At 73.1% G+C, this 20,525-nt stretch carries 19 protein-coding genes; 4 read left to right on the top strand and 15 right to left on the bottom strand.

The window, feature by feature from the left end; genetic code table 11:
* Window positions 1–253 precede the first annotated feature (253 nt).
* Complete coding sequence (gene ctaD, locus ACF09K_RS30875) at window positions 254–1,933, top strand: cytochrome c oxidase subunit I (RefSeq protein ID WP_392248618.1); 1,680 nt, start codon at window positions 254–256, stop codon at window positions 1,931–1,933.
* A 68-nt stretch (window positions 1,934–2,001) separates the two neighbouring features.
* Here ctaD and ACF09K_RS30880 read toward each other — a convergent pair whose 3' ends face one another.
* Window positions 2,002–2,715 (bottom strand): transglycosylase family protein, encoded by a 714-nt coding sequence (locus ACF09K_RS30880; protein ID WP_392248619.1) that lies wholly within the window; start codon window positions 2,713–2,715, stop codon window positions 2,002–2,004.
* Between the two features lie 517 nt (window positions 2,716–3,232).
* On the opposite strand from ACF09K_RS30880, the gene ACF09K_RS30885 reads away from it, so the two are divergent.
* Both ACF09K_RS30885 and ACF09K_RS30890 read left to right on the top strand, forming a co-directional pair.
* Window positions 3,233–4,015, top strand: a complete 783-nt coding sequence (locus ACF09K_RS30885) for a hypothetical protein (RefSeq protein WP_392248620.1) — start codon at window positions 3,233–3,235, stop codon at window positions 4,013–4,015.
* 93 nt (window positions 4,016–4,108) lie between these two features.
* On the top strand, window positions 4,109–4,594 hold the full coding sequence (locus ACF09K_RS30890; protein WP_392248621.1) for a hypothetical protein: 486 nt from the start codon (window positions 4,109–4,111) through the stop codon (window positions 4,592–4,594).
* A 218-nt stretch (window positions 4,595–4,812) separates the two neighbouring features.
* Here ACF09K_RS30890 and der read toward each other — a convergent pair whose 3' ends face one another.
* The 5 genes from der to aroH form a co-directional block, all read right to left on the bottom strand.
* Window positions 4,813–6,291, bottom strand: coding sequence for a ribosome biogenesis GTPase Der (der, locus tag ACF09K_RS30895; protein ID WP_392248622.1), 1,479 nt, complete (start codon window positions 6,289–6,291; stop codon window positions 4,813–4,815).
* Window positions 6,292–6,437: 146 nt separating this feature from the next.
* Window positions 6,438–7,115, bottom strand: coding sequence for a lysophospholipid acyltransferase family protein (locus ACF09K_RS30900; protein WP_392248623.1), 678 nt, complete (start codon window positions 7,113–7,115; stop codon window positions 6,438–6,440).
* Window positions 7,112–7,798, bottom strand: coding sequence for a (d)CMP kinase (gene cmk / locus ACF09K_RS30905; RefSeq protein WP_392248624.1), 687 nt, complete (start codon window positions 7,796–7,798; stop codon window positions 7,112–7,114). Before cmk ends, ACF09K_RS30900 begins: the two co-directional genes overlap by 4 nt.
* A 155-nt stretch (window positions 7,799–7,953) precedes the next feature.
* The gene (locus tag ACF09K_RS30910) at window positions 7,954–9,039 is read right to left on the bottom strand and encodes a prephenate dehydrogenase (protein ID WP_392248625.1); all 1,086 of its coding nucleotides are present in this window, start codon (window positions 9,037–9,039) and stop codon (window positions 7,954–7,956) included.
* Window positions 9,036–9,398, bottom strand: a complete 363-nt coding sequence (aroH, locus tag ACF09K_RS30915) for a chorismate mutase (RefSeq protein ID WP_392248626.1) — start codon at window positions 9,396–9,398, stop codon at window positions 9,036–9,038. Before aroH ends, ACF09K_RS30910 begins: the two co-directional genes overlap by 4 nt.
* 248 nt (window positions 9,399–9,646) lie before the next feature.
* On the opposite strand from aroH, the gene ACF09K_RS30920 reads away from it, so the two are divergent.
* Window positions 9,647–10,051, top strand: a complete 405-nt coding sequence (locus ACF09K_RS30920; protein ID WP_392248627.1) for a Rieske (2Fe-2S) protein — start codon at window positions 9,647–9,649, stop codon at window positions 10,049–10,051.
* Between the two features lie 47 nt (window positions 10,052–10,098).
* Here the strand turns inward: ACF09K_RS30920 and ACF09K_RS30925 are convergent, their stop codons facing one another.
* From ACF09K_RS30925 to ACF09K_RS30965, 9 genes are all read right to left on the bottom strand, one after another.
* A complete protein-coding gene (locus tag ACF09K_RS30925; RefSeq protein WP_392248628.1) occupies window positions 10,099–11,121 on the bottom strand; it encodes an ADP-ribosylglycohydrolase family protein in 1,023 nt (340 codons plus the stop codon).
* The gene (locus ACF09K_RS30930) at window positions 11,118–11,840 is read right to left on the bottom strand and encodes an NUDIX domain-containing protein (RefSeq protein WP_392248629.1); all 723 of its coding nucleotides are present in this window, start codon (window positions 11,838–11,840) and stop codon (window positions 11,118–11,120) included. Before ACF09K_RS30930 ends, ACF09K_RS30925 begins: the two co-directional genes overlap by 4 nt.
* 109 nt (window positions 11,841–11,949) lie before the next feature.
* Entirely contained in the window at window positions 11,950–13,059 is a 1,110-nt protein-coding gene (locus tag ACF09K_RS30935; RefSeq protein ID WP_392248630.1) for a pseudouridine synthase, read from the bottom strand.
* On the bottom strand, window positions 13,059–13,751 hold the full coding sequence (gene scpB / locus ACF09K_RS30940; RefSeq protein ID WP_392248631.1) for an SMC-Scp complex subunit ScpB: 693 nt from the start codon (window positions 13,749–13,751) through the stop codon (window positions 13,059–13,061). Before scpB ends, ACF09K_RS30935 begins: the two co-directional genes overlap by 1 nt.
* The gene (locus ACF09K_RS30945) at window positions 13,748–14,848 is read right to left on the bottom strand and encodes a segregation and condensation protein A (protein WP_392248632.1); all 1,101 of its coding nucleotides are present in this window, start codon (window positions 14,846–14,848) and stop codon (window positions 13,748–13,750) included. The genes scpB and ACF09K_RS30945 overlap by 4 nt, the downstream gene beginning before the upstream one ends.
* A gap of 18 nt (window positions 14,849–14,866) precedes the next feature.
* Window positions 14,867–15,430: a hypothetical protein gene (locus ACF09K_RS30950; protein WP_392248633.1), complete on the bottom strand. Its 564-nt coding sequence runs from the start codon at window positions 15,428–15,430 to the stop codon at window positions 14,867–14,869.
* Complete coding sequence (locus ACF09K_RS30955) at window positions 15,415–16,551, bottom strand: ParA family protein (RefSeq protein WP_392248634.1); 1,137 nt, start codon at window positions 16,549–16,551, stop codon at window positions 15,415–15,417. Before ACF09K_RS30955 ends, ACF09K_RS30950 begins: the two co-directional genes overlap by 16 nt.
* Window positions 16,552–16,952: 401 nt before the next feature.
* Window positions 16,953–18,077: an alanine dehydrogenase gene (ald, locus tag ACF09K_RS30960; protein ID WP_392248635.1), complete on the bottom strand. Its 1,125-nt coding sequence runs from the start codon at window positions 18,075–18,077 to the stop codon at window positions 16,953–16,955.
* A gap of 135 nt (window positions 18,078–18,212) precedes the next feature.
* Complete coding sequence (locus ACF09K_RS30965; RefSeq protein WP_392248636.1) at window positions 18,213–20,270, bottom strand: tetratricopeptide repeat protein; 2,058 nt, start codon at window positions 20,268–20,270, stop codon at window positions 18,213–18,215.
* Between the last annotated feature and the right edge of the window lie 255 nt (window positions 20,271–20,525).

Genomic DNA, 20,525 nt, shown 5'->3' on the forward strand with positions numbered 1-20,525 from the left:
GCGGAAAGTTCCCGGAGAACCGTTCTCGGATCCCGTTTCCTTTCGATTCCGCAGAGCTCCGCGAGGGCCGGCCCCCATAGGAAAAACACGGCTCCCCCACACATTCTTCGTATGCCCTCTGCCGGGCGGGTGGCGTCGCGAGCATCATGACGACGGCTCGCGGGCACCCGTGCGGCGCGGCCGGTGCGGGGCCCGGGAGGCGGGACCCGGGACGCGGGACGCGGGACTCGACGAGCGAAGGGGCGAGCGGGCGATGGGGACGGAGACCGTACCGGCGACGGCGCGCACCGCGGGCGGGAGGCGGGGCCGGGTGGTCGTCGACTGGCTGACCACCACCGACCACAAGAAGATCGGACACCTCTACCTGGTCACGTCGTTCGCGTTCTTCCTGATCGGCGGGGTCATGGCGCTGGTCGTGCGGGCCGAACTGGCCCGCCCGGGCCTCCAGATCGTGACCAACCAGCAGTTCAACCAGCTGTTCACCCTGCACGGCACGATCATGCTGCTGTTGTTCGCGACCCCGTCCTTCGCGGGCTTCGCCAACGAGCTGATGCCGCTCCAGATCGGCGCCCCCGACGTCGCCTTCCCCCGGCTGAACATGCTGTCGTACTGGCTGTTCCTGTTCGGCGGACTGATCGTGCTCGGCTCGCTGCTGGTACCGGAGGGACCCGCCGCCTTCGGCTGGTTCGCCTACGCGCCGCTCAACGACGCCACGCACTCCCCCGGCCTCGGCCCCGACCTGTGGATCATGGGGCTGGCGCTGGCCGGCTTCGGCACGATCCTCGGCGCGGTCAACTTCATCGCGACCATCATCGGGATGCGCGCGCCCGGCATGACCATGTTCCGGATGCCGATCTTCACCTGGAACACGCTGTTCACGTCGATCCTGATCCTGCTGGCGTTCCCGGTGCTGGCGGCGGCCCTGCTGGTGCTCGAGGCGGACCGGCGGTTCGGCTCGCAGGTCTTCGAGGCGGCCAACGGCGGGGCGCTGCTGTGGCAGCACCTCTTCTGGTTCTTCGGGCATCCCGAGGTGTACATCATCGCGCTGCCGTTCTTCGGGATCATCACCGAGATCATCCCGGTCTTCAGCCGCAAGCCGGTCTTCGGCTACCTGACCCTGGTCGGCGTGACGATGGCCATCACCGGGCTGTCGGTGGTCGTCTGGGCCCACCACATGTTCGCCACCGGCGCGGTGCTGCTGCCGTTCTTCTCGCTGCTGTCGTTCCTGATCGCGGTGCCGACGGGCGTGAAGTTCTTCAACTGGACCGGGACCATGCTGAAGGGCTCGCTCTCCTTCGAGACGCCGATGCTGTGGGCGACCGGCTTCCTGGTGACGTTCCTGTTCGGCGGTCTGACCGGCGTGATCCTGGCTTCGCCGCCCCTGGACTTCCACGTCACCGACTCGTACTTCGTGGTGGCGCACTTCCACTACGTCGTCTTCGGCACCGTCGTCTTCGCGGTCTTCGCCGGGTTCTTCTTCTGGTGGCCGAAGTTCACCGGCAAGCTGCTCGACGAGCGGCTCGGGAAGATCCAGTTCTGGACGCTGTTCACCGGCTTCCACACCACGTTCCTGGTCCAGCACTGGCTGGGCGCCGAGGGCATGCCGCGCCGTTACCCGGACTACCTGGCCGCGGACGGCTTCACGGCCCTCAACACGCTCTCCACGATCGGCGCGTTCCTGCTCGGCCTGTCGACGCTCCCGTTCCTCCTCAACGTCTGGAAGACCGCCAGGTACGGCGAGAGGGTCGAGGTCGACGACCCCTGGGGCTTCGGCCGCTCCCTGGAGTGGACGACCTCCTGCCCGCCGCCCCGGCACAACTTCACCACGCTGCCGCGGATCCGCTCGGAGTCCCCGGCGTTCGACCTGCACCATCCCGAGTACGCGGCGGAGATCCCGCAGCCGGAGCTGAGGAAGCACCAGGCGGGCTCGTGAGCCCGGCCCCGCGGCCTCGCGGCCCCGCCCGGCGCGCACACCGGACGGGGCCGCGGGGCCGGGCGCCGTCAGAAGTTCAGGCGCAGGCCGGGCACGATCAGGTCGGGGTTCCCGCCGACGGCCGTCCTGTTCGCGTCGTAGAGGCGCTGCCAGGTGGTTCCGTGGCGCGCGGCGATCGTGCTGAGCGTCTCGCCCGCGCGGACGACGTGGTCGCCGTCGCCGCGGGAGGACGTACCGCGGGAGCCGTGGCCGGGAGAGTGCTCGGCGGCACCGGCCGCCTTCGAGGAGCCTCCCGCGGCCGAGCCCTTCCTCGGCGAGCCGTTCTTCGACGGCCCGTCGGCGGACGGGCCGCTCTTGCCCGAACCGTTCTCGACCGATCCGCTCGCGGTCGCGGGGGCGCCGCCGGAGGCCCCGGCGCGCGTGGAGCAGGTCGGCCACGCGCCCCAGCCCTGGGAGCGCTGGACCTCGGTGGCGACGGCGATCTGCTGCTCCCTGGTGGCCCGGTCGGCGGTCGGGGCGTAGGCCGTGCCGCCGTGGGCGCGCCAGGTGGAGGCGGAGAACTGGAGCCCTCCGTAGTAGCCGTTGCCGGTGTTGATGTGCCAGTTGCCGCCGCTCTCGCACCGGGCGATGCGGTCCCACACTCCGGCGTCCGCCGCGGCGGCGCTGCCGCCGGCGGTCAGCAGTCCCAGGGGGGCGAGAAGCGCCGCCCCGGCGAGGACCGCCGTCGTACGCGCCTTCGCGGCGCGCGCGTCGACGCGGGTGTCATCGGCACATTCGGACATGAGGTTCCCTCTCTACGAACCCGGGTCTCCCCCCGAGCGGAGCGCGCCGTCCGCGCGGGAACGCGGTCGTCGTGCTCCGCCCCGTCCGCCGGCGGTGGTGCTGCGCGCCGTCTGGCTCTGCGCGGCCGGCGGACGTACCCGGGCGGTGCTCGCTGCACACGGCCGAGGAATCTAGGGAATCCGACGGCCCGTCATCAATCGATCCGCCGTCGCCGCAGGCCAGCTGACCGTTACCGTCGGTATCGGCGAAATCAGGACACCCACTTCATTACCTGATTTCCGGATTTGTCGACCGTCGGCCCGCCTCGCCTGTGTTCCACCTCACGCGTTCAACTTCCGTGACCCTCCCGTTACTTGACGTTGAGTGGCCGATTCCGCGCGAACCGTGACCGTGCGCGCCGACCGGTTCGATTCCCTTCGCCCGGCAGCGTGACCCCCGCCACAACTCACCCGTTGTCTGTGCATGAGCCGGGGAGCCACCCGGCCCGCCCACGCACCGCATCCGAGGGAGTCACCCGTGCCGCGCATGCTCGACGTCAGCGACGAGGTACGTGCCGAGATCGGCGCCGAAGAAGCCGACCGGCTGATCGCCGGAGAGAACGCCCCGGGCAGCTACGACTGCACGTCCTGCCGCACCCCGGGCGACTCCGAGCACGAGCGCACCAGCACCGTCCTGTTCATCGGGGAGGAGACCGCCGTCCTCGCCTTCGCCCACGCCGGCTGCCTGCCCTCGCAGATCGTCCAGGTCACCGAGGAGCAGCTCCAGGGCGCCGTCCGCTCCATCAGCGGTGACACCGTCGACCTCGACCCCGGCAGGGTCGTGCCCGAGCAGGCCGTGCTCGGCGTGACCAGCGGACTGGTCCTGATCGCCGGGGAGTTGCACCCGGCCCTGGTCGTCGAGCCGACCGCGCCCATCGTGCGCCCCGGCGCCACCGACATCGGCGACGACTTCCTGCCGCTCCTCATCGAACAGGGCTTCATGCCGCTGTCCGAGCTGTCCGAGGTGCCGCCCGTGCGGCACGGCTGGTCCGTGCTGCTGGCGATGGGACAGCTGCACGCCGTGCTCCAGCCCTCGGTCAACGGCGGTCAGCCGGTGGCCTGGTGGCAGGCCCACCAGCCGTTGCAGGTGACGGAGGGCTGGCGGGCCGCCGCCAACAAGCACCAGCAGGTGCTGATGTTCGCGGCACCGGTGGGGGCGATCGGCCGTCAGCCCCGCGAGGACCTGCTGCGGGACGCGCTGGACAAGGCCGCGGCGAACGGCCAGCTGGTCGGGGCGGCGCTGCCCCTCGCCGGAACCTGAGCCGGCGGGGGCGGGGACGCCGGCCCCGCCCCCGCGTCCCCGAAGGCCGGTCACCGGCCGCATCCCCCGACCCCACACGTCGTTGGGACATACGTGCACACCTACGACGTCTCCCGCCGCCAGCCCTACCCGATCCCGTCCGCGCGATCGGCCCAGGACTCCCAGGACCCACAGGGCGGCCCCTCGGCCACGCCGATCTACGACGCGCTCTACGCCGAGTACGTCAGGTCGTTCCGTTCACTGCCCGGTGACCGCAGCGGTGAGGACGACCTGGGGTTCACCGCCTTCGGGAACATGCCGCACGGCACGGGGACGTACGCGGTGCCGCGGCCGGGGTCGTTCAGCAGCTCGTACAGCGCCTACAGCGCGGGCGCGCAGAGCGCGCGGCTCGGGCAGCCGCCGCAGCCGCCGGCGCCGTCCTCCTCGCAGGAGCGGGAACAGGCGCAGGGCCGGCCGCAGCCGCAGGCGCCGCAGTGGCAGCGGATCGGCCCGCTCGGGCAGCCCGCCCGGCCGCACACACCCGCCGGGACGCACCACGTCCCGGCGGCACTGCCCCCGGCGCCCCGGCGGAGCGTCTGAGGCACGCGGCGGGCGCGGCACGGTCGGGGGGGGGGGGGCCCCCCCGCGGGGGCCCCCCCCCCCCCCCCCCCCCCCCCCCCCCAAAAAAACAGCCAGCCCACCCCCACCCCCCCCCCCCCCGCGCGGGGGGGGGGGGGGGGGGGGGGGGGGGGGGGGGGGGGGGGGGGGGCCCCCCCGCCGCCCCCCCCCCCCCCCCCCGACCGTGCCGTCACGTCAGGTCACTTCTTCTTGCCGCGCTTCTCGCGCACCCGCACCGAGATGTGGATCGGCGTCCCCTCGAAGCCGAACTCCTCGCGCAGCCGGCGCTCGACGAAGCGCCGGTAGCCCGCCTCGATGAAGCCGGAGGCGAACAGCACGAACCGCGGCGGCTTGGTGCCCGCCTGGGTGCCGAAGAGGATGCGCGGCTGCTTGCCGCCCCGGATCGGGTGCGGGTGGGCGGCGACCAGCTCGCCGAGGAAGGCGTTCAGCCGGCCGGTCGGGACGCGCGTCTCCCAGCCCGCGAGGGCGGTCTCGATCGCCGGGACCAGCTTCTCCATGTGCCGTCCGGTGCGCGCCGAGACGTTCACCCGCGGCGCCCACGCCACCTGGGCCAGCTCGGTCTCGATCTCCCGCTCCAGGTAGTAGCGGCGTTCCTCCTCGAGGGTGTCCCACTTGTTGTAGGCGAGGACGATCGCGCGGCCCGCCTCCACCGCCATGGTGACGATCCGCTGGTCCTGCACGGAGATCGACTCGGAGGCGTCGATCAGGATGACCGCCACCTCGGCCTTCTCCACCGCGGCCGCCGTGCGCAGCGAGGCGTAGTAGTCGGCGCCCTGCTGGAGGTGGACCCGCTTGCGGATACCGGCCGTGTCGACGAACTTCCAGGTGACACCGCCCAGTTCGATCAGTTCGTCGACCGGGTCGCGAGTGGTGCCGGCCATCTCGTTGACGACGACGCGCTCCTCGCCGGCCACCTTGTTCAGCAGCGAGGACTTGCCGACGTTCGGACGGCCGATGAGGGCGATGCGGCGCGGACCGCCGACCGCCGTGCCGAAGGTCTGCGCGGGCGCCTCCGGCAGCGCCTCCAGGACGGCGTCCAGCATGTCCCCGGTGCCGCGGCCGTGCAGCGCGGAGACGGGGTGCGGCTCGCCGAGGCCCAGGGACCACAGGTAGGCGGCGTCCGCCTCACCGCTCTGGCCGTCCACCTTGTTGGCGGCGAGCACGACGGGCTTGCCCGCCTTGCGCAGCAGTCGTACGACCGCCTCGTCGGTGTCGGTGGCGCCGACCTTGGCGTCGACGACGAACACGACGGCGTCGGCGGCCTCGATCGCGTACTCGGCCTGTGCGGCCACGGAGGCGTCGATGCCGAGGACGTCCTGCTCCCAGCCGCCGGTGTCGACGACCTTGAAGCGGCGGCCCGCCCACTCGGCCTCGTAGGTGACCCGGTCGCGGGTGACGCCCGGCTTGTCCTCGACGACCGCCTCGCGCCGCCCGATGATCCGGTTGACGAGGGTCGACTTGCCGACGTTCGGGCGGCCGACGACCGCGAGGACGGGCAGCGGCCCGTGCCCGGCGGCCTCGATCGCGCCCTCGACGTCCTCGATGTCGAAGCCCTCGACCGCGGCGAGCTCCATGAACTCCGCGTACTCGGCATCGCCGAGCGCCCCGTGGTCGTGCTCGAAGGAGTCCGAGCCGTCGGGCTGGATGTGGTCGTTCATGAAGTCCGTACCTCTGCGTTCATTCGTGGTGATCGGTGGAGCATCCGTTTTCGGCGGTTTGATCCACTACTCAGTGTCGCCCAGCGTCCGCCCGGACGCCCGGCGTTTTCGTACCGTCTTCGTGCCGTCTTGGTGCCGTCGCGCCGCTACGCGTCGCGCCGTGGTCCGTCGTCCGCCGCGCGGCCGGTGAGCCGTCTGGCGTGTTCCAGGTGGGAGGCCAGGTGCTTCTGGATGCGCTCGGTGGCCTCGTCCAGCGCCTTGCGCGTGCGCCGCCCGCTGCCGTCGCCCGCCTCGAACGGGTCGCCGAAGACGACGTCGACGCGGGAACGCAGCGGGGGCAGCGCCTTGAACAACCGCCCGCGCCGCTCGGTGCTTCCCAGGACGGCCACGGGGACGATCGCCGCCCCGCTGCGCACCGCGAAGTAGGCGAGCCCCGCGCGCAGGGAGGCGAAGTCGCCCTCGCCCCGCGTGCCCTCCGGGAAGATCCCGAGGACGCCGCCGGCCTCCAGCACGCCCAGCGCGCGGGTGATGGCCTTGCGGTCGGTGGTGTGCCGGTCGACCTTGAGCTGGCCGATGCCGGTCAGGAACGGGTCGAGGGGGCCGACGAACGCCTCCTTCTTGATCAGGAAGTGCGTCGGCCGGGGGGCCACGCCCATGACCATCGGCCCGTCGATGTTGTGGGAGTGGTTGACGGCGAAGATCACGGGGCCGGTCACCGGAACCTTCCAGGCGCCCAGCACCCGCGGCCTCCACAGCCCGAACATCAGGCCGACGCCGATGCGCCGCCCGACCTCCGCCCCTCTCTCCGAGGGCAGCTCGCTCACCTCTCGGCCCGCTTCTCCCCGACGAGGGCGACCACGCGCTCGATGACCTGGACCAGCGTCAGCTCGGTGGTGTCCACCTCGACGGCGTCGTCCGCCTTGGCGAGCGGGGAGGTCTTGCGGGAGGAGTCGGCGGCGTCCCGCTTGATCAGCGCCTCGCGGGTGCTCCGCACGTCCGCGCCCTTCAGCTCGCCGCTGCGGCGGGCGGCACGGGCCTCCGGCGAGGCGGTGAGGAAGATCTTCAGGTCGGCGTCGGGCAGCACGGTCGTCCCGATGTCCCGTCCCTCGACGACGATGCCCTGCCCGGCGGAGGCCGCCAGCGCCCGCTGCAGCTCGGTGATCCGCGACCGCACCTCGGGTACGGCGCTCACCGCGCTGACCTTGGAGGTGACCTCCTGGGTGCGGATCGGACCGGCCACGTCGACGCCGTCGACCGTGATCGTCGGGTCGGCAGGGTCGGTGCCGGAGACGATCTCGGGCTTGCCGGCGACGGCGGCGATCGCCGTGGGGTCCTCGATGTCGATCCCGTTGGTGACCATCCACCACGTGATCGCCCGGTACTGGGCGCCGGTGTCCAGGTAGCTCAGCCCGAGCCGGGCGGCCACGGCCTTGGACGTGCTGGACTTGCCCGTGCCGGAGGGACCGTCGATGGCGACGATCACGGGCTGGGCGGCGCCGTTTTCCACGGGAGGACACCTTCCTGGTGCGAGGTGGTGGGCTGCGGGACGACAATGTGCCCCGCACAAGGTTACTGGCTACGGGTCACTCGTCCGGCCGACGGCCGCGGAGCGGGCCGGTCCGGCCCGGTTCCCCGGCGCGGACCGGCCGTCCGGACGCCGGGCTACTGCCGCAGCGCCCAGCCCCGGTCCCGCAGCGCGGCGCTCAGCACGGACACCGCCTTCGGCTCCACCATCAGCTGCACCAGACCGGCCTGCTGCCCCGTCGCGTGCTCGATGCGCACGTCCTCGATGTTGACCCCGGCCCGGTCGGCGTCGGCGAAGATACGGGCCAGCTGCCCCGGCTGGTCGTCGATGAGCACCGCCACGACCTCGTACACCCGCGGGGCGGACCCGTGCTTGCCGGGGACCCGGACCTGACCGGCGTTGCCCCGCCGCAGGACGTCCTCGACGCCGTCGGCGCCGGTGCGCCGCTCGTCCTCGTCGGAGGACTGCAGGGCGCGCAGCGCCCGGACCGTCTCGTCGAGGTCGGCGGCGACGTCGCCGAGCAGGTCGGCGACCGGCCCGGGGTTCGCGGAGAGGATGTCGATCCACATCCGCGGGTCGGAGGCGGCGATCCGGGTCACGTCCCGGATGCCCTGCCCGCACAGCCGTACGGCGGCCTCCTCGGCGTTCTGCAGGCGGGCCGCGACCATGCTGGAGACCAGGTGGGGCATGTGGGAGACGAGCGCCACGGCCCGGTCGTGGGCGTCGGCGTCCATCACCACGGGGACGGCCCGGCAGTGCGAGACCAGCTCCAGGGCGAGGTTCAGCACCTCGGTGTCGGTGTCGCGGGTCGGCGTCAGCACCCAGGGGCGGCCCTCGAAGAGGTCGGCGGTCGCGGCCAGCGGGCCGGACTTCTCACGGCCGGACATGGGGTGGGTGCCGAGGTAGGCCGACAGGTCGAGGCCGAGCGCCTCCAGTTCCCGGCGCGGCCCGCCCTTGACGCTGGCGACGTCGAGGTAGCCGCGGGCCACGCCCCGGCGCATGGCGCCGGCGAGCACGGCGGCCACGTGGGCGGGCGGGGCGGCGACGACGGCGACGTCGACCGGGCCCTGGGGCGGGTCGTCGGTGCCGGCGCCGAGCGCCGCCGCCGTACGGGCCTGCTCGGGGTCGTGGTCCTCCAGGTGGACGACGACCCCGCGCCGGGCGAGGGCCAGGGCCGCGGAGGTGCCGATGAGCCCGGTTCCGATGACGAGCGCGGTCCTCACTGGGCGATGTCCTTGCGCAGGGCGGCCGCGGCACCGAGGTAGACGTGCTGGATCCCGGAGCGGGGCCGGTCCGACTCGATGTGCGCGAGGACGCGGACGACCCTCGGCATGGCGCCCCGGACGTCGAGTTCCCGGGCGCAGATCAGCGGTACGTCGACGATGCCCAGCTTGCGCGCGGCGGCCGCCGGGAAGTCGCTGTGCAGGTCGGGGGTGGCCGTGAACCAGATGCTGATCAGGTCGTCGACGGTGAGGGAGTTCCGCTCCATGACCTCGGTGAGCAGGGCCCCGACCCGCTCCTCCATGTGTCCGGCCTCGTCCCGCTCCAGCTGGACGGCCCCCCGGACCGCTCGTACCGCCACGGCGCTGCTCCTCGCTCACGTAGGTCACGGTTCTTCGCCGCCCAGCGTAGTCAGCGCGGACCGGGCCGGTGGCGCGGTGCCCGCCCGCTGAGACGCGCCCCGTGCGGGCGCCCGGCCCCCGTGGACCCGGGCCGCGCCTTCTGTGCCCCTCTGTCCCTCGGTTCCACCCGCCGCTGCCCCTTCCGCCTCTTCCGCCCCTTCCGCCTCTTGCCTCTCTTCCGCTTCCCCCGCACTTCCGGAGTGACGACATGACTCTCCCCGCCTCCCGCCGGACGGTTCTCCTCGCGACGGGCACGGCGGCGCTCGCCGTCGGCTGTGGCGCCCAGGACGCCGGGGGCGAAGCGTCCGGCCCCTCCCCCACCCCCGGTCAGGAGCTGGCGAGGACGGCCGACATCCCGGTCGGCGGCGGCAGGATCTTCAAGGACGCGAAGGTCGTGGTCACGCAGCCGGCGCAGGGGGACTTCAGGGCGTTCTCGGCGGTCTGCACGCATCAGGGCTGCATCGTGGCGACCGTCGCCGACGGCACCATCAACTGCGCCTGCCACAAGAGTAGTTTCGCCATCGGCGACGGCGCGGTGACGGCCGGCCCGGCGACCGAGCCGCTGCCCGCGGCGAGGATCGCGGTGAAGGGCGACGCCATCACGCTGGCGTGAGGTGAGCGCCGGTCACCGGCCGGAGGCCGACGACCAGCGGTCAGCGCTCACCGGTCCCACAGCGCCCCGAGGGTGACCAGCTCGCTCCGGTGCTCGACGCGGTCCGCCCACCGAGCCGGCCAGGCGTCGGCCCCGGCGTGGGCGCCCGCGAAGGCGCCGGCCAGGCAGGCGACGGAGTCGGAGTCGCCGGCGGAGCAGGCGGCCCGGCGCAGCGCGGTGACCGGTTCGTCGGGGAAGAGCAGGAAGCACAGCAGACCGGTCGCCAGCGCCTCCTCGGCGATCCAGCCCTCCCCGGTGGCCAGGCACGGGTCGGTCTCCGGCGAGGGGCTGCGCAGGGCCTCCCGGAGCCGCTCCAGGACGCCCAGGCAGTCGTCCCAGCCCCGCGCGATGAAGTGTTCCGGGGTCGGGTCCTGGGAGCGGGTCCACAGGTCGCCGAGCCAGCGGTGGTGGTAGCGGGTGCGGTTGTCGAGGGCGTACGACCGCAGCAGTCCGACGAGGCCCGTCGGTTCGGCGCCGTCCGCGAGCAGCCGTACGGCGTGGGCGGTGAGGTCGGAGGCGGCGAGCGCGGTGGGGTGGCCGTGGGTGAGGCCGGACTGGAGCTGGGCGGCGCCGGCCCGCTGCTCGTCGCTGAGACCGGGGGCGAGGCCGAGGGGCGCGACGCGCATGTTGGCGCCGCAGCCCTTGGAGCCGATCCGGGCGGCGTCCTGCCACGGGCGCCCGTCGTCCTCCAGCAGGCCGCAGGCGGTCAGGCAGGTCCGGCCGGGGGCGCGGTTGTTCTCGGGCGAGCGGTACCAGGCCACGAACTCCTCGCGCAGCGGCCCCTCCAGTCCGGCCGGCTCGAGCGGCCCGCGGTCCACGGCCGTGCGCAGGGCCCGGGCGACGGCCAGCGTCATCTGCGTGTCGTCGGAGACGAGGGCCCGCCCCGGCAGTTCCATCTCCCGCCACGGCCCGCACGTGGCGAGGATCGAGGGGACGTCATCGAACTCGGTGGGGAATCCGAGCGCGTCGCCCAGCGCGAGGCCCAGCAGGGCCCCCGTCGCGGCGCGCTTCCTGACGGTCGTGGTGGTCATGCGGAACGTCCTTCCCGGGGCGGTCGCAGCAGGGGCGGGTGGAGGGTGGTGGCGGTGCCCGCGCGGTAGAGGGCGGCCGGTTTGCCGCGGCCACCGGTCAGCCGCGCGGGGCCGCCGGGAACGGGTTCGACGAAGCCGGGGGTGGCGAGGACCTTGCGGCGGAAGTTGGGCCGGTCCAGGCCGGTGCCCCAGACGCCCTCGTAGACCTGCTGGAGCTCGCCGAGGGTGAACTCGGGCGGGCAGAAGGCGGTCGCGAGGCAGGTGTACTCGAGCTTGGCGCCGACCCGGTCGTGGGCGTCGGCCAGGATCCGGTCGTGGTCGAAGGCGAGCGGTGGGACGTCGCCGTACGGCCGCCAGCGGGCCTGGGCCGCGTCGCCGCCGCCGCGCGGTTCGGGAGCGTCGGGCAGCAGGGCGGCGAAGGCGACGGAGACGACCCGCATGCGGAGGTCGCGGCCGGGTTCGCTGTAGGTGCGCAGCTGTTCCAGGTGGAGGCCGGAGACGTCGGCGAGGCCGGTCTCCTCGGCGAGTTCGCGCCGGGCGGCGGCCTCGGCGGACTCGTCCGGCAGCACGAACCCGCCGGGCAGCGCCCAGCGGCCGAGGTACGGCTCCTGCCCGCGCTCGACGAGCAGCACGTGCAGGGCGCCCGCGCGCAGGGTGAGGACGGCGAGGTCCACGGTGACGGCGAAGGGCTCGAAGGCGTGCTTGTCGTAGCCCCGCATCCGCCCACCCCCTTTTAATGGTCGCGTCGACCATAAACCCGGCGGGTGTCCGGACACAAGGGAGCGGCCGGCCCCGGAGATCCGGGACCGGCCGCTCCAGCGGGCCGCCCTACAGGTCGACTTCCTTCATCAGCATGCCGACCTCGGTGTTGGACAGCCGGCGCAGCCAGCCCGACTTCTGGTCGCCCAGGGTGATCGGGCCGAAGGCCACGCGGACCAGCTTGTCGACCGGGAACCCGGCCTCCGCGAGCATCCGGCGCACGATGTGCTTGCGGCCCTCGTGGAGGGTGACCTCGACGAGGTAGTTCTTGCCGGTCTGCTCGACGACCCGGAAGTGGTCCGCCTTCGCGTACCCGTCCTCCAGCTGGATGCCGTCCTTGAGCCGCTTGCCCAGGTCGCGCGGGATCGGGCCCACGATGTGCGCGAGGTAGACCTTCTTCACGCCGTACTTGGGGTGCGTCAGGCGGTGCGCCAGTTCACCGTGGTTGGTGAGGAGGATGACGCCCTCGGTCTCGGTGTCGAGCCGCCCGACGTGGAAGAGGCGGGTCTCGCGGTTGGTGACGTAGTCGCCGAGGCACTGCCGGCCCTCGTTGTCCTCCATCGTCGAGACCACGCCGGCGGGCTTGTTCAGCGAGAAGAACTGGTACGACTGCGTCGCCACGGTCAGGCCGTCGACCTTGACCTCGTCCTTCTCCGGGTCGACCCGCTTGCCCTGCTCCAGGACGATCTCGCCGTTGACCTCGACCCGCGCCTGCTCGATCAGCTCCTCGCAGGCCCGCCGGGAGCCGTAGCCCGCGCGCGCGAGGATCTTCTGGAGCCGCTCGCCCTCCTGCTCGGCGCCCGGGAAGGTCTTGGGCAGCTTGACGTCCTTCTTGCCCGCGTACCGCTCGCGGTTGCGCTCCTCGGCCCGCGTCTCGTACTCGCGCGAGGTCGCCGGGACCGACGGCCCGCGCTGCTGGGGCTTCTTCGGACCGCCCTTGGCGCCGCCGCGGGCCGCGCCCCCGCGCCCCGCCTTCGGGCCCTCGTGGGACGCACCGGGGCCCACGTCGTAGCGGCGCTCCTCCGGGCGGGGCTTGCTGGGACGGCCCGGGGCCTGGCCCTGCCCCCGGCTCTGGGCCTGTCCCCGGCCCTGGCCCTGCTTCTGGCCCCTGTTGTCGCCGGCGCCGCGGGGGTTACCGCGCCCACCGCTCCTGCCGCTACCGCTGCCGCTGCTTCGCATCAGATTTCCGTCGTCGTCGTGTCCGTCGTGGGACCGTCGTCCGCATCCGGGGCGTCCGGATCGAACGACGGTACGGCTTCCTGGGTCTCGGCCTCGATCGCCTCCGCCTCCGGGAGGAAGGGCGCGAGCTCCGGGAGCTCGTCCAGACCGCGCAGGCCCATCCGCTCCAGGAAGTAGTTCGTCGTCCTGTACAGGATCGCACCTGTTTCGGGTTCCGCGCCCGCCTCCTCGACCAGACCGCGCTGGAGCAGGGTCCGCATCACGCCGTCGCAGTTCACCCCGCGCACCGCGGAGACCCGGCTGCGGCTGACCGGCTGGCGGTACGCGACCACCGCGAGGGTCTCCAGCGCCGCCTGGGTCAGCCGGGCCTGCTGGCCGTCCAGGACGTAACGCTCGACGGCCGGGGCGTAGTCGGCCCGGGTGGAGAACCGCCAGCCGCCCGCGACGAACCGCAGCTCGAAGCCGCGTCCCTGCGCGGTGTACTCGTCGGCCAGTTCCCGCAGCGCGTCCGCGACCTGGCGGCGCGGACGCTCCACGATCCTCGCCAGGTGCTCCTCGGTGGCGGGTTCGTCCACGACCATCAGCACGGCCTCCAGGGCGGGCTTGAGGTCGAGGGCGGCGACGGTACGCGGTCCGGCCGGGGCCGCCGTGGTCTCCTCGGCCGCCGTGGTCTCCTCGGTCTCCTCGGTCACGGCTCGCGCTCCTCCTCGGTCTTCTCCGGCGGCCGGTCGAACTCGTCGGTCACCCTGGGCCGGTCGTCCCCGTCCCCGCCGGTCCAGCGCACCCGCAGCTCCCCGAGCGCGGTCTCCTGGTCGAGCGCGACGGCCTTCTCCCGGTACAGCTCCAGCAGGGCCAGGAACCTCGCCACGACGGTGAGGGGGTCGTCGGTGTCCTCGACGAGCGTGCGGAAGCCGGCCTCGCCGAGCCGCCGCAGCCGTGCGACCACGATCCGGGCCTGCTCCTGCACGCTGACCAGCGGGGCGTGGATGTGGTCGACGTACACCTGCGGCGCGGGCCTCGGCTGCATCGCCTTGACGGCGAGCTTCGCGAAGCCCTCCGCGCCGATGCTGATGACGACCTCCGGCAGCAGTTCGGCGTGGTGCGGTTCGAGGCCGACGGTCCGCGGGTAGCGGCGGGCCTCGCCGTCCAGCCGTTCCGTGAAGATGTCGGCGATCCGTTTGTACGCGCGGTACTGCAGCAGCCGGGCGAACAGCAGGTCGCGGGCCTCGAAGAGGGCCAGGTCCGCCTCGTCCTCGACCTCGGCGGCGGGCAGCAGGCGGGCGGCCTTCAGGTCGAGCAGCGTCGCGGCGACGACGAGGAACTCGGTCGTCCGGTCCAGGTCCCAGTCGGGGCCCATCGCCCGGATGTGCGCCATGAACTCGTCGGTGACCTTCGACAGCGCGACCTCGGTGACGTCCAGCTTGTGCCGGGAGATCAACTGGAGCAGCAGGTCGAAGGGGCCCTCGAAGTTGGCGAGCCGGACCTTGAAGACCCCGTCGGAGGACTCCCCGGCGTGGTCCCGGCCGCCGTCCCGCACGCCCTCCCGCACGCCGCCGACGGGCTCGGCGGCGGGTGCCGGACCGGGCCCCGGCTCCGGTGGGGGTTCCGGCCCGCGCACCGGGGCCGGTGGGGGTTCCGGCCCGCGCACCGGGGTGGGGACGGGTGCCGGTTCCCGCACCGGCACCGGTACCGCGGGCGCCTCCCCCGGTCCCCGTCCCAGCGCACGCCGACGGCCGACGGGGACGCCGGAGCCGGGGGGAGGGGCGGGGGCGGGATCGTTCGAGGTCATGGCCCCCGCAGGCTACCGCTACCGCCCGCGAAGCCGTCGTACGAGGATGCTGGCGTCCCCGCGGCTCTCCAGGTCGGCGAGGACGACGGCGACCGCCTCGCGGACGATGCGTCCGCGGTCGACCGCGAGCCCGTGTTCGCCGCGGAGCACCAGGCGGGCGTGCTCGAGGTCCATCAGTTCCTCGGCGGACACGTACACGGTGATCTTCTCGTCGTGCCGTTCGCGGCCGCTGGGCCGGCGGGCGGAGGCCCGTCCGCGCTTGCGCGCCGGGGCGTCGCCTTGGGCGGCAGAACCTTCCTGCGCGCCCTGACGCGGGCCGGGACGCTCCCCGGTGCCCCGGGCGCCGCCCTGCTCGGCTCCGGCCGCCGCGTGTTCGGTTCCCTCGCCGTCCCCGCCCTGCGCGGGCACGGCGTTCGGCGCGTCGGCGGCGGAACCGGCCGCCGCCCCGGTGCTCTCCCCCGCCGGAGCGGGTACCCGGGCCTCGCCGCCCGCGGGGCGCCGGGGTGCGGACGGCTGGAGCGCCGTTCCCCCTGTCGTGCGGAAGAGTTCGTCGGCCCCCGGCAGACTCACTCGGCGTGACACCGGGCGAGCACCTCCCTGGCGAGCTGGCGGTAGGCGGCGGCGCCGACGGAGTTGGAGGCGTAGGTGGTGATCGGCTCACCGGCGACCGTGGTCTCCGGGAAGCGGACCGTGCGCCCGATGACCGTGTGGTAGACGTGGTCGTCGAAGGCCTCGACGACCCGCGCCAGCACCTCGCGGCTGTGCACCGTGCGCGAGTCGTACATGGTCGCCAGGATCCCGTCGAGCTCCAGCTCCGGGTTGAGCCGTTCCTGGACCTTCTCGATGGTCTCCGTCAGCAGGGCGACACCGCGCAGCGCGAAGAACTCGCACTCCAGCGGCACGATCACCTTGTGGGCGGCGGTGAGCGCGTTGACGGTGAGCAGGCCGAGCGAGGGCTGGCAGTCGATCACGATGTAGTCGTAGTCGTCCATCAGCGGCTTCAGCGCCCGCTGCAGCGTCGACTCGCGCGCGACCTCGGAGACCAGCTGGACCTCGGCGGCGGACAGGTCGATGTTGCTGGGCAGGAGGTCCATGTTGGGGACCGCCGTCTTCAGGAGCACCTCGTCGGCCGACATGCCCCGCTCCATGAGCAGGTTGTAGACCGTGAGGTCGAGCTCCATGGGGTTGACGCCCAGACCGACCGACAGCGCGCCCTGCGGGTCGAAGTCCACGAGCAGCACCCGGCGTCCGTACTCCGCGAGCGCGGCACCCAGGTTGATGGTCGACGTGGTCTTGCCGACGCCGCCCTTCTGGTTGCACATCGCGATGATCGTCGCGGGACCGTGGTCGGTCAGCGGTCCCGGGATCGGGAAGTACGGCAGCGGGCGACCGGTCGGGCCGATGCGCTCGCGGCGCTGGCGGGCAGCGTCGGGCGCGAGGGTGGCCGCGTACTCGGGGTCGGGCTCGTACTCGGCGTCGGGGTCGTAGAAGTGCCCCTCGGGCAGTTCGTCGTAGTCGGCGAAGTGGTTGCGGGGCGCGCCACTTCCGTCGCCGGCCATGGCGTTCACGTGATGGCCATCCATGCTCTGGTGTGCTGACAGAGCCGTGTGGGGGTCTGACCGGCTCTGACGGGCTGCGAAGGTTCGGACAGCGACGGAGCCGACAGCCTCGAGCCCCGTGGAGTCCTGACTCCGCGTAGGCATTCCTGGTTGACCACCCCCGGGAGAAAATGTCGACTCATTCACAAGTCGTCTTACCTCCTTGGTGACCAGGAAACTTCTAGACAAGGTCAGCGTGGCACCATGCCGACGGTTGGCGACTCTATGGCGTGTCGGGTGTTCGCAGCAACACAATCCGCCGGACCCGACTCGATGTGTCGACAATGAAACATCCCGCTGTCAAGGGCGTACGGCCGTCGCGCGGCAGGTTTCACCGGCGTACGAATCGGTCGAAGGGTCACGTTCGAGGCGAGTTGACCGAGAACCGCAAAGTGACCATACACACATCCGGCCGGACCTTGTCGGGCAAGGTCCGGCCGGCGGGACGCGATTGACGCCTCCTGTTGACGTATCGCCTTTACGGAAAGGTGACTTGCCCGGGCGTGTCAGCCGAGCAGCGTGTCGAGCTCCACGTGCGCCAGGCCGTGCGCCTCGGCGACCTCGCGGTAAACGACCTGGCCGTCGTGGGTGTTGAGACCCTTGGCCAGCGCGGCGTCGCGGCGCAGCGCCTCGACCCAGCCGTTGTTGGCGAGCGAGACGATGTAGGGCAGCGTGGCGTTGGTGAGGGCGTTGGTGGAGGTGTTGGGCACCGCGCCCGGCATGTTCGCGACGCAGTAGAAGACCGAGTTGTGCACCGGGAAGGTCGGCTCGGCGTGGGTGGTGGGGCGGGAGTCCTCGAAGCAGCCGCCCTGGTCGATCGCGATGTCGACAAGGACACTGCCGGGCTTCATCCGGGACACCAGTTCGTTGGTGACCAGCTTCGGCGCCTTGGCGCCCGGGATGAGCACGGCGCCGATGACGAGGTCGGCGTCGAGGACGGCCTTCTCCAGCTCGAAGGAGTTGGACATGACGGCCTTGACCCTGGTGCCGAAGATCTTGTCGGCCTCGCGCAGCTTGTTGATGTCGCGGTCCAGCAGGGTCACGTCGAAGCCCATGCCGACGGCGATCTGGGTGGCGTTCCAGCCCGACACGCCACCACCGATGACGACGGCCTTGGCCGGGGTGACGCCGGGGACGCCGCCGGGCAGGACGCCGCGGCCGCCGTTGGCCCGCATCAGGTGGTAGGCGCCGACCTGCGGGGCCAGCCGGCCCGCGACCTCGGACATCGGGGCGAGCAGCGGCAGCGCGCGGTTCGGCAGCTCGACGGTCTCGTAGGCGATCGCGGTGGTGCCGGACGCGACGAGGGCGTCGGTGCACTCCTTGGAGGCGGCCAGGTGCAGGTAGGTGAAGAGGGTCTGGTCCTTGCGGAGGCGGTGGTACTCCTCGGCGACGGGTTCCTTGACCTTCAGCAGCAGGTCCGCCGCGGCCCACACCTCGTCGGCGGTGTCCAGGATCCGCGCGCCGGCGGCGACGTACTCGCCGTCCGTGATCGACGATCCGACACCGGCGTCGCGCTCGATGACGACCTGGTGGCCGTTGCGCACCAGCTCGTGCACGCCGGCGGGGGTGATGGCCACCCGGAACTCGTTGTTCTTGACCTCGCGGGGGATGCCGACCTTCACGTCGATCACGGTCCTTGGCTCAGAGGGTGTGGGGGAACAGCAAGGCATACCCGGAGATAGCGGACGCACCGGGATGCACCGCAGGAGAAGGTGCGGCAGAGCCAGTTTAATGAAGGTGTTCCCGCTGTCTAGCCTTTCATTGCATCAATCTTCAGTGGGTGTACTGCGGATTTCGCAGGCGTTATCGCCGTGTTCCGGCTCCGGACCGCGCTCTCCGGGCTCATCTCCCAGGATGCGCTCGGCCGCGTCGCGGTGCAGGCGGGCGGCCTCGGGGTCGCCGAGGTGCTCCAGGGTGTCGGCCAGCCGGAGCTGGAGGGCGGCCTGCAGCCGGGTGTCGTCGGCGTGCCGGGCCCACTCCGCCGCCTCCTGGCAGGTGCGCAGCGACTCCTCCGGCCGCCCCGCGTACTCCTGGACCCGGGCCAGCTCGCTCAACGCCCGCGCGGACGCGGCCACATCGCCGGTTCTGCGGTGCCCGGCGGCCGCGGCCCGCCAGCCCCGCTGCGCCTCGCCGTACCGTCCGGCGTAGGTGTGGGCGGTGGCGATACGGCCGTACAGCCGGGCGGCGTCCGCGCGCTCGTCGCGGGCCAGCCGCTGGGCGAGGGCCCGGCCGAACCAGTCGGCGGCCCGGTCGTAGTCCCCCAGCTCCAGGTGTGCGCCGCCTACGGATTCCATCGCGCGGCCGGTCGCGTACGGGTCGTTCGCCTCCCGTCCGGCGTCCAGCGCGGCCCGGTAGCGCACCAGGGCCTCCGCCGTGCGCCCGGTGCGGGCGTCCACGTCGGCCAGGTTCAGCAGGGCGGCGGCCTTCTCGCGGGGCAGGTCGCGGCGCTCGGCCACGTCCAGGACGAGCTGGTGGACGCCGTACAGGTCGGGCGCGGCCCCCTGGGTGCCGAAGTGCGCGACCATCGCCCTGACCAGCTGGGACATCAGACGCCTGGCCAGGGTGTCCAGCTCGCCGTCGGCGACCGCGAGCCGGGCGGAGGCCAGCAGCGCGGGCCGGCGGGCGCGCAGCCAGTCGGCGGCCGCGCGCGGGGTGGCGAACCGCAGGGCGCGGGGCATCCCCTGGAGTTTCTCCCGGGCCTGCGGGTTGTCCGTCTCGGTGATCGCCCGGCAGGACTGGAGCAGCCGTACCGTCCGCTCCAGCATGCGGGCGCGGGCCAGCTGGAGCTCGGCCGGACGCTCGTGGGTCTCGGCGGCCTCCCGCAGCAGGGGCTGGAGGCAGCCGGGGACCTCGTACCGGGGTCCCGGCGGCGGCAGGGACCGCAGCAGGCCCAGGGCGACGAAGTCGTCCAGGGTGGTGCGCGCGGCGCCGATCGAGCAGCCGGCGAGCGCGGCGGCGGTGTGCGGGTCGACCAGGCCGGCCGGGGCGAGGCAGAGCAGTCGCAGTGTCCGGGCGGCGGCCGGGGGCAGGGTGGCGTGCACGAGCCGGAAGATCCGGCTGAGGGGGGTCCCGTCGTCGCCCTCGGCGTGCAGTTGCTTGGCGAGGTCGGCGATCGCCGACTTGGGCCGCGCGGCGAGCCAGCCGCCCGCCAGGATCAGCGCGGCGGGGTGCCCCTGGCAGGCCTCCACGAGGCCCTCGGCGGCACGCGGGTCGACGGTGACGCGGACCGAGCCGGTGTGGCGGGTGAGCAGTTCGAGGGCGGACTTGGTGTCGAGTCCGCCCAGGGTGCAGGGCCGCACGTCGGCGATCCCGGTGAGCGGTCCCGCCGAGACGGCCACGACCAGGCACTCGGGGGTGTCCGGGAGGAGCGCGTCGACCTGGTCGGCGCCGGCCGCGTCGTCGAGCAGGAGCAGTGCGCGCCGCTCGGCGAGGGCCTCGCGCAGGACGGCCGAGAGGTCGTCCGCGCCGGCGCCCGGCGGGACCGGCCGGCCGAGCGCGGTGAGCAGGTCGCGGGCGGCCCGCTCGACGGGCACGGGCGTGCCGTCGGGTTCGCCGAGCCGGACGCGCAGCACGCCGTCGCGGTAGCGCCCGGCGACCTGCCGGACGAACTCCTCGGCCAGCGCGGTACGGCCGGAACCGGGCCGTCCGGCGATGAGGAGCACGCGCGCGCGGGGGGCCTTCTTCCCGGAGAGGGTGTCCAGCCCCGCGCGTTCGATGTCGGCGCGCAGTTCCTTCAACTCCCGGGTGCGGCCCAGGAAATGGCCCTCCGACGCAGCGTGTCCGGACAGCTGCGCGCCGCCTGTGTCCACTGCCTGATCCGTCACGGGCCACACTCCCGTCCCACCGCACGCGCGAGCCCGCCGGAACTCCGGCCGGGCGGTTCCCGAGCCTAGTTCACGCTCTGCGACGTTCCGTGAGGAGCACGGCGGTGACGTCCCCCGATCGGATCAGCAGATCGTCACACCGCAAGGGCCGACGGGAGGGCGCGGGACGGGGTGACGCCCCGCAGGGACGGCGCCGCGCCCCGAGGAGCGGAATCACGCCCCGAAGAAGCGGGATCACGCCCCGAAGAAGCGGGG

The sequence above is a fragment of the Streptomyces sp. NPDC014882 genome (genome assembly GCF_043081325.1).
Taxonomy (GTDB): domain Bacteria; phylum Actinomycetota; class Actinomycetes; order Streptomycetales; family Streptomycetaceae; genus Streptomyces.

Coding starts and splice junctions, on each gene's coding strand:
- ctaD (WP_392248618.1), top strand. CDS start 254: ATGGGGACGGAGACCGTACCGGCGACGGCGCGCACCGCGGGCGGGAGG.
- ACF09K_RS30880 (WP_392248619.1), bottom strand. CDS start 2,715: ATGTCCGAATGTGCCGATGACACCCGCGTCGACGCGCGCGCCGCGAAG.
- der (WP_392248622.1), bottom strand. CDS start 6,291: ATGAACGACCACATCCAGCCCGACGGCTCGGACTCCTTCGAGCACGAC.
- ACF09K_RS30920 (WP_392248627.1), top strand. CDS start 9,647: ATGACTCTCCCCGCCTCCCGCCGGACGGTTCTCCTCGCGACGGGCACG.
- ACF09K_RS30925 (WP_392248628.1), bottom strand. CDS start 11,121: ATGACCACCACGACCGTCAGGAAGCGCGCCGCGACGGGGGCCCTGCTG.
- ACF09K_RS30930 (WP_392248629.1), bottom strand. CDS start 11,840: ATGCGGGGCTACGACAAGCACGCCTTCGAGCCCTTCGCCGTCACCGTG.
- ACF09K_RS30935 (WP_392248630.1), bottom strand. CDS start 13,059: ATGCGAAGCAGCGGCAGCGGTAGCGGCAGGAGCGGTGGGCGCGGTAAC.
- ACF09K_RS30945 (WP_392248632.1), bottom strand. CDS start 14,848: ATGACCTCGAACGATCCCGCCCCCGCCCCTCCCCCCGGCTCCGGCGTC.
- ACF09K_RS30955 (WP_392248634.1), bottom strand. CDS start 16,551: ATGCCTACGCGGAGTCAGGACTCCACGGGGCTCGAGGCTGTCGGCTCC.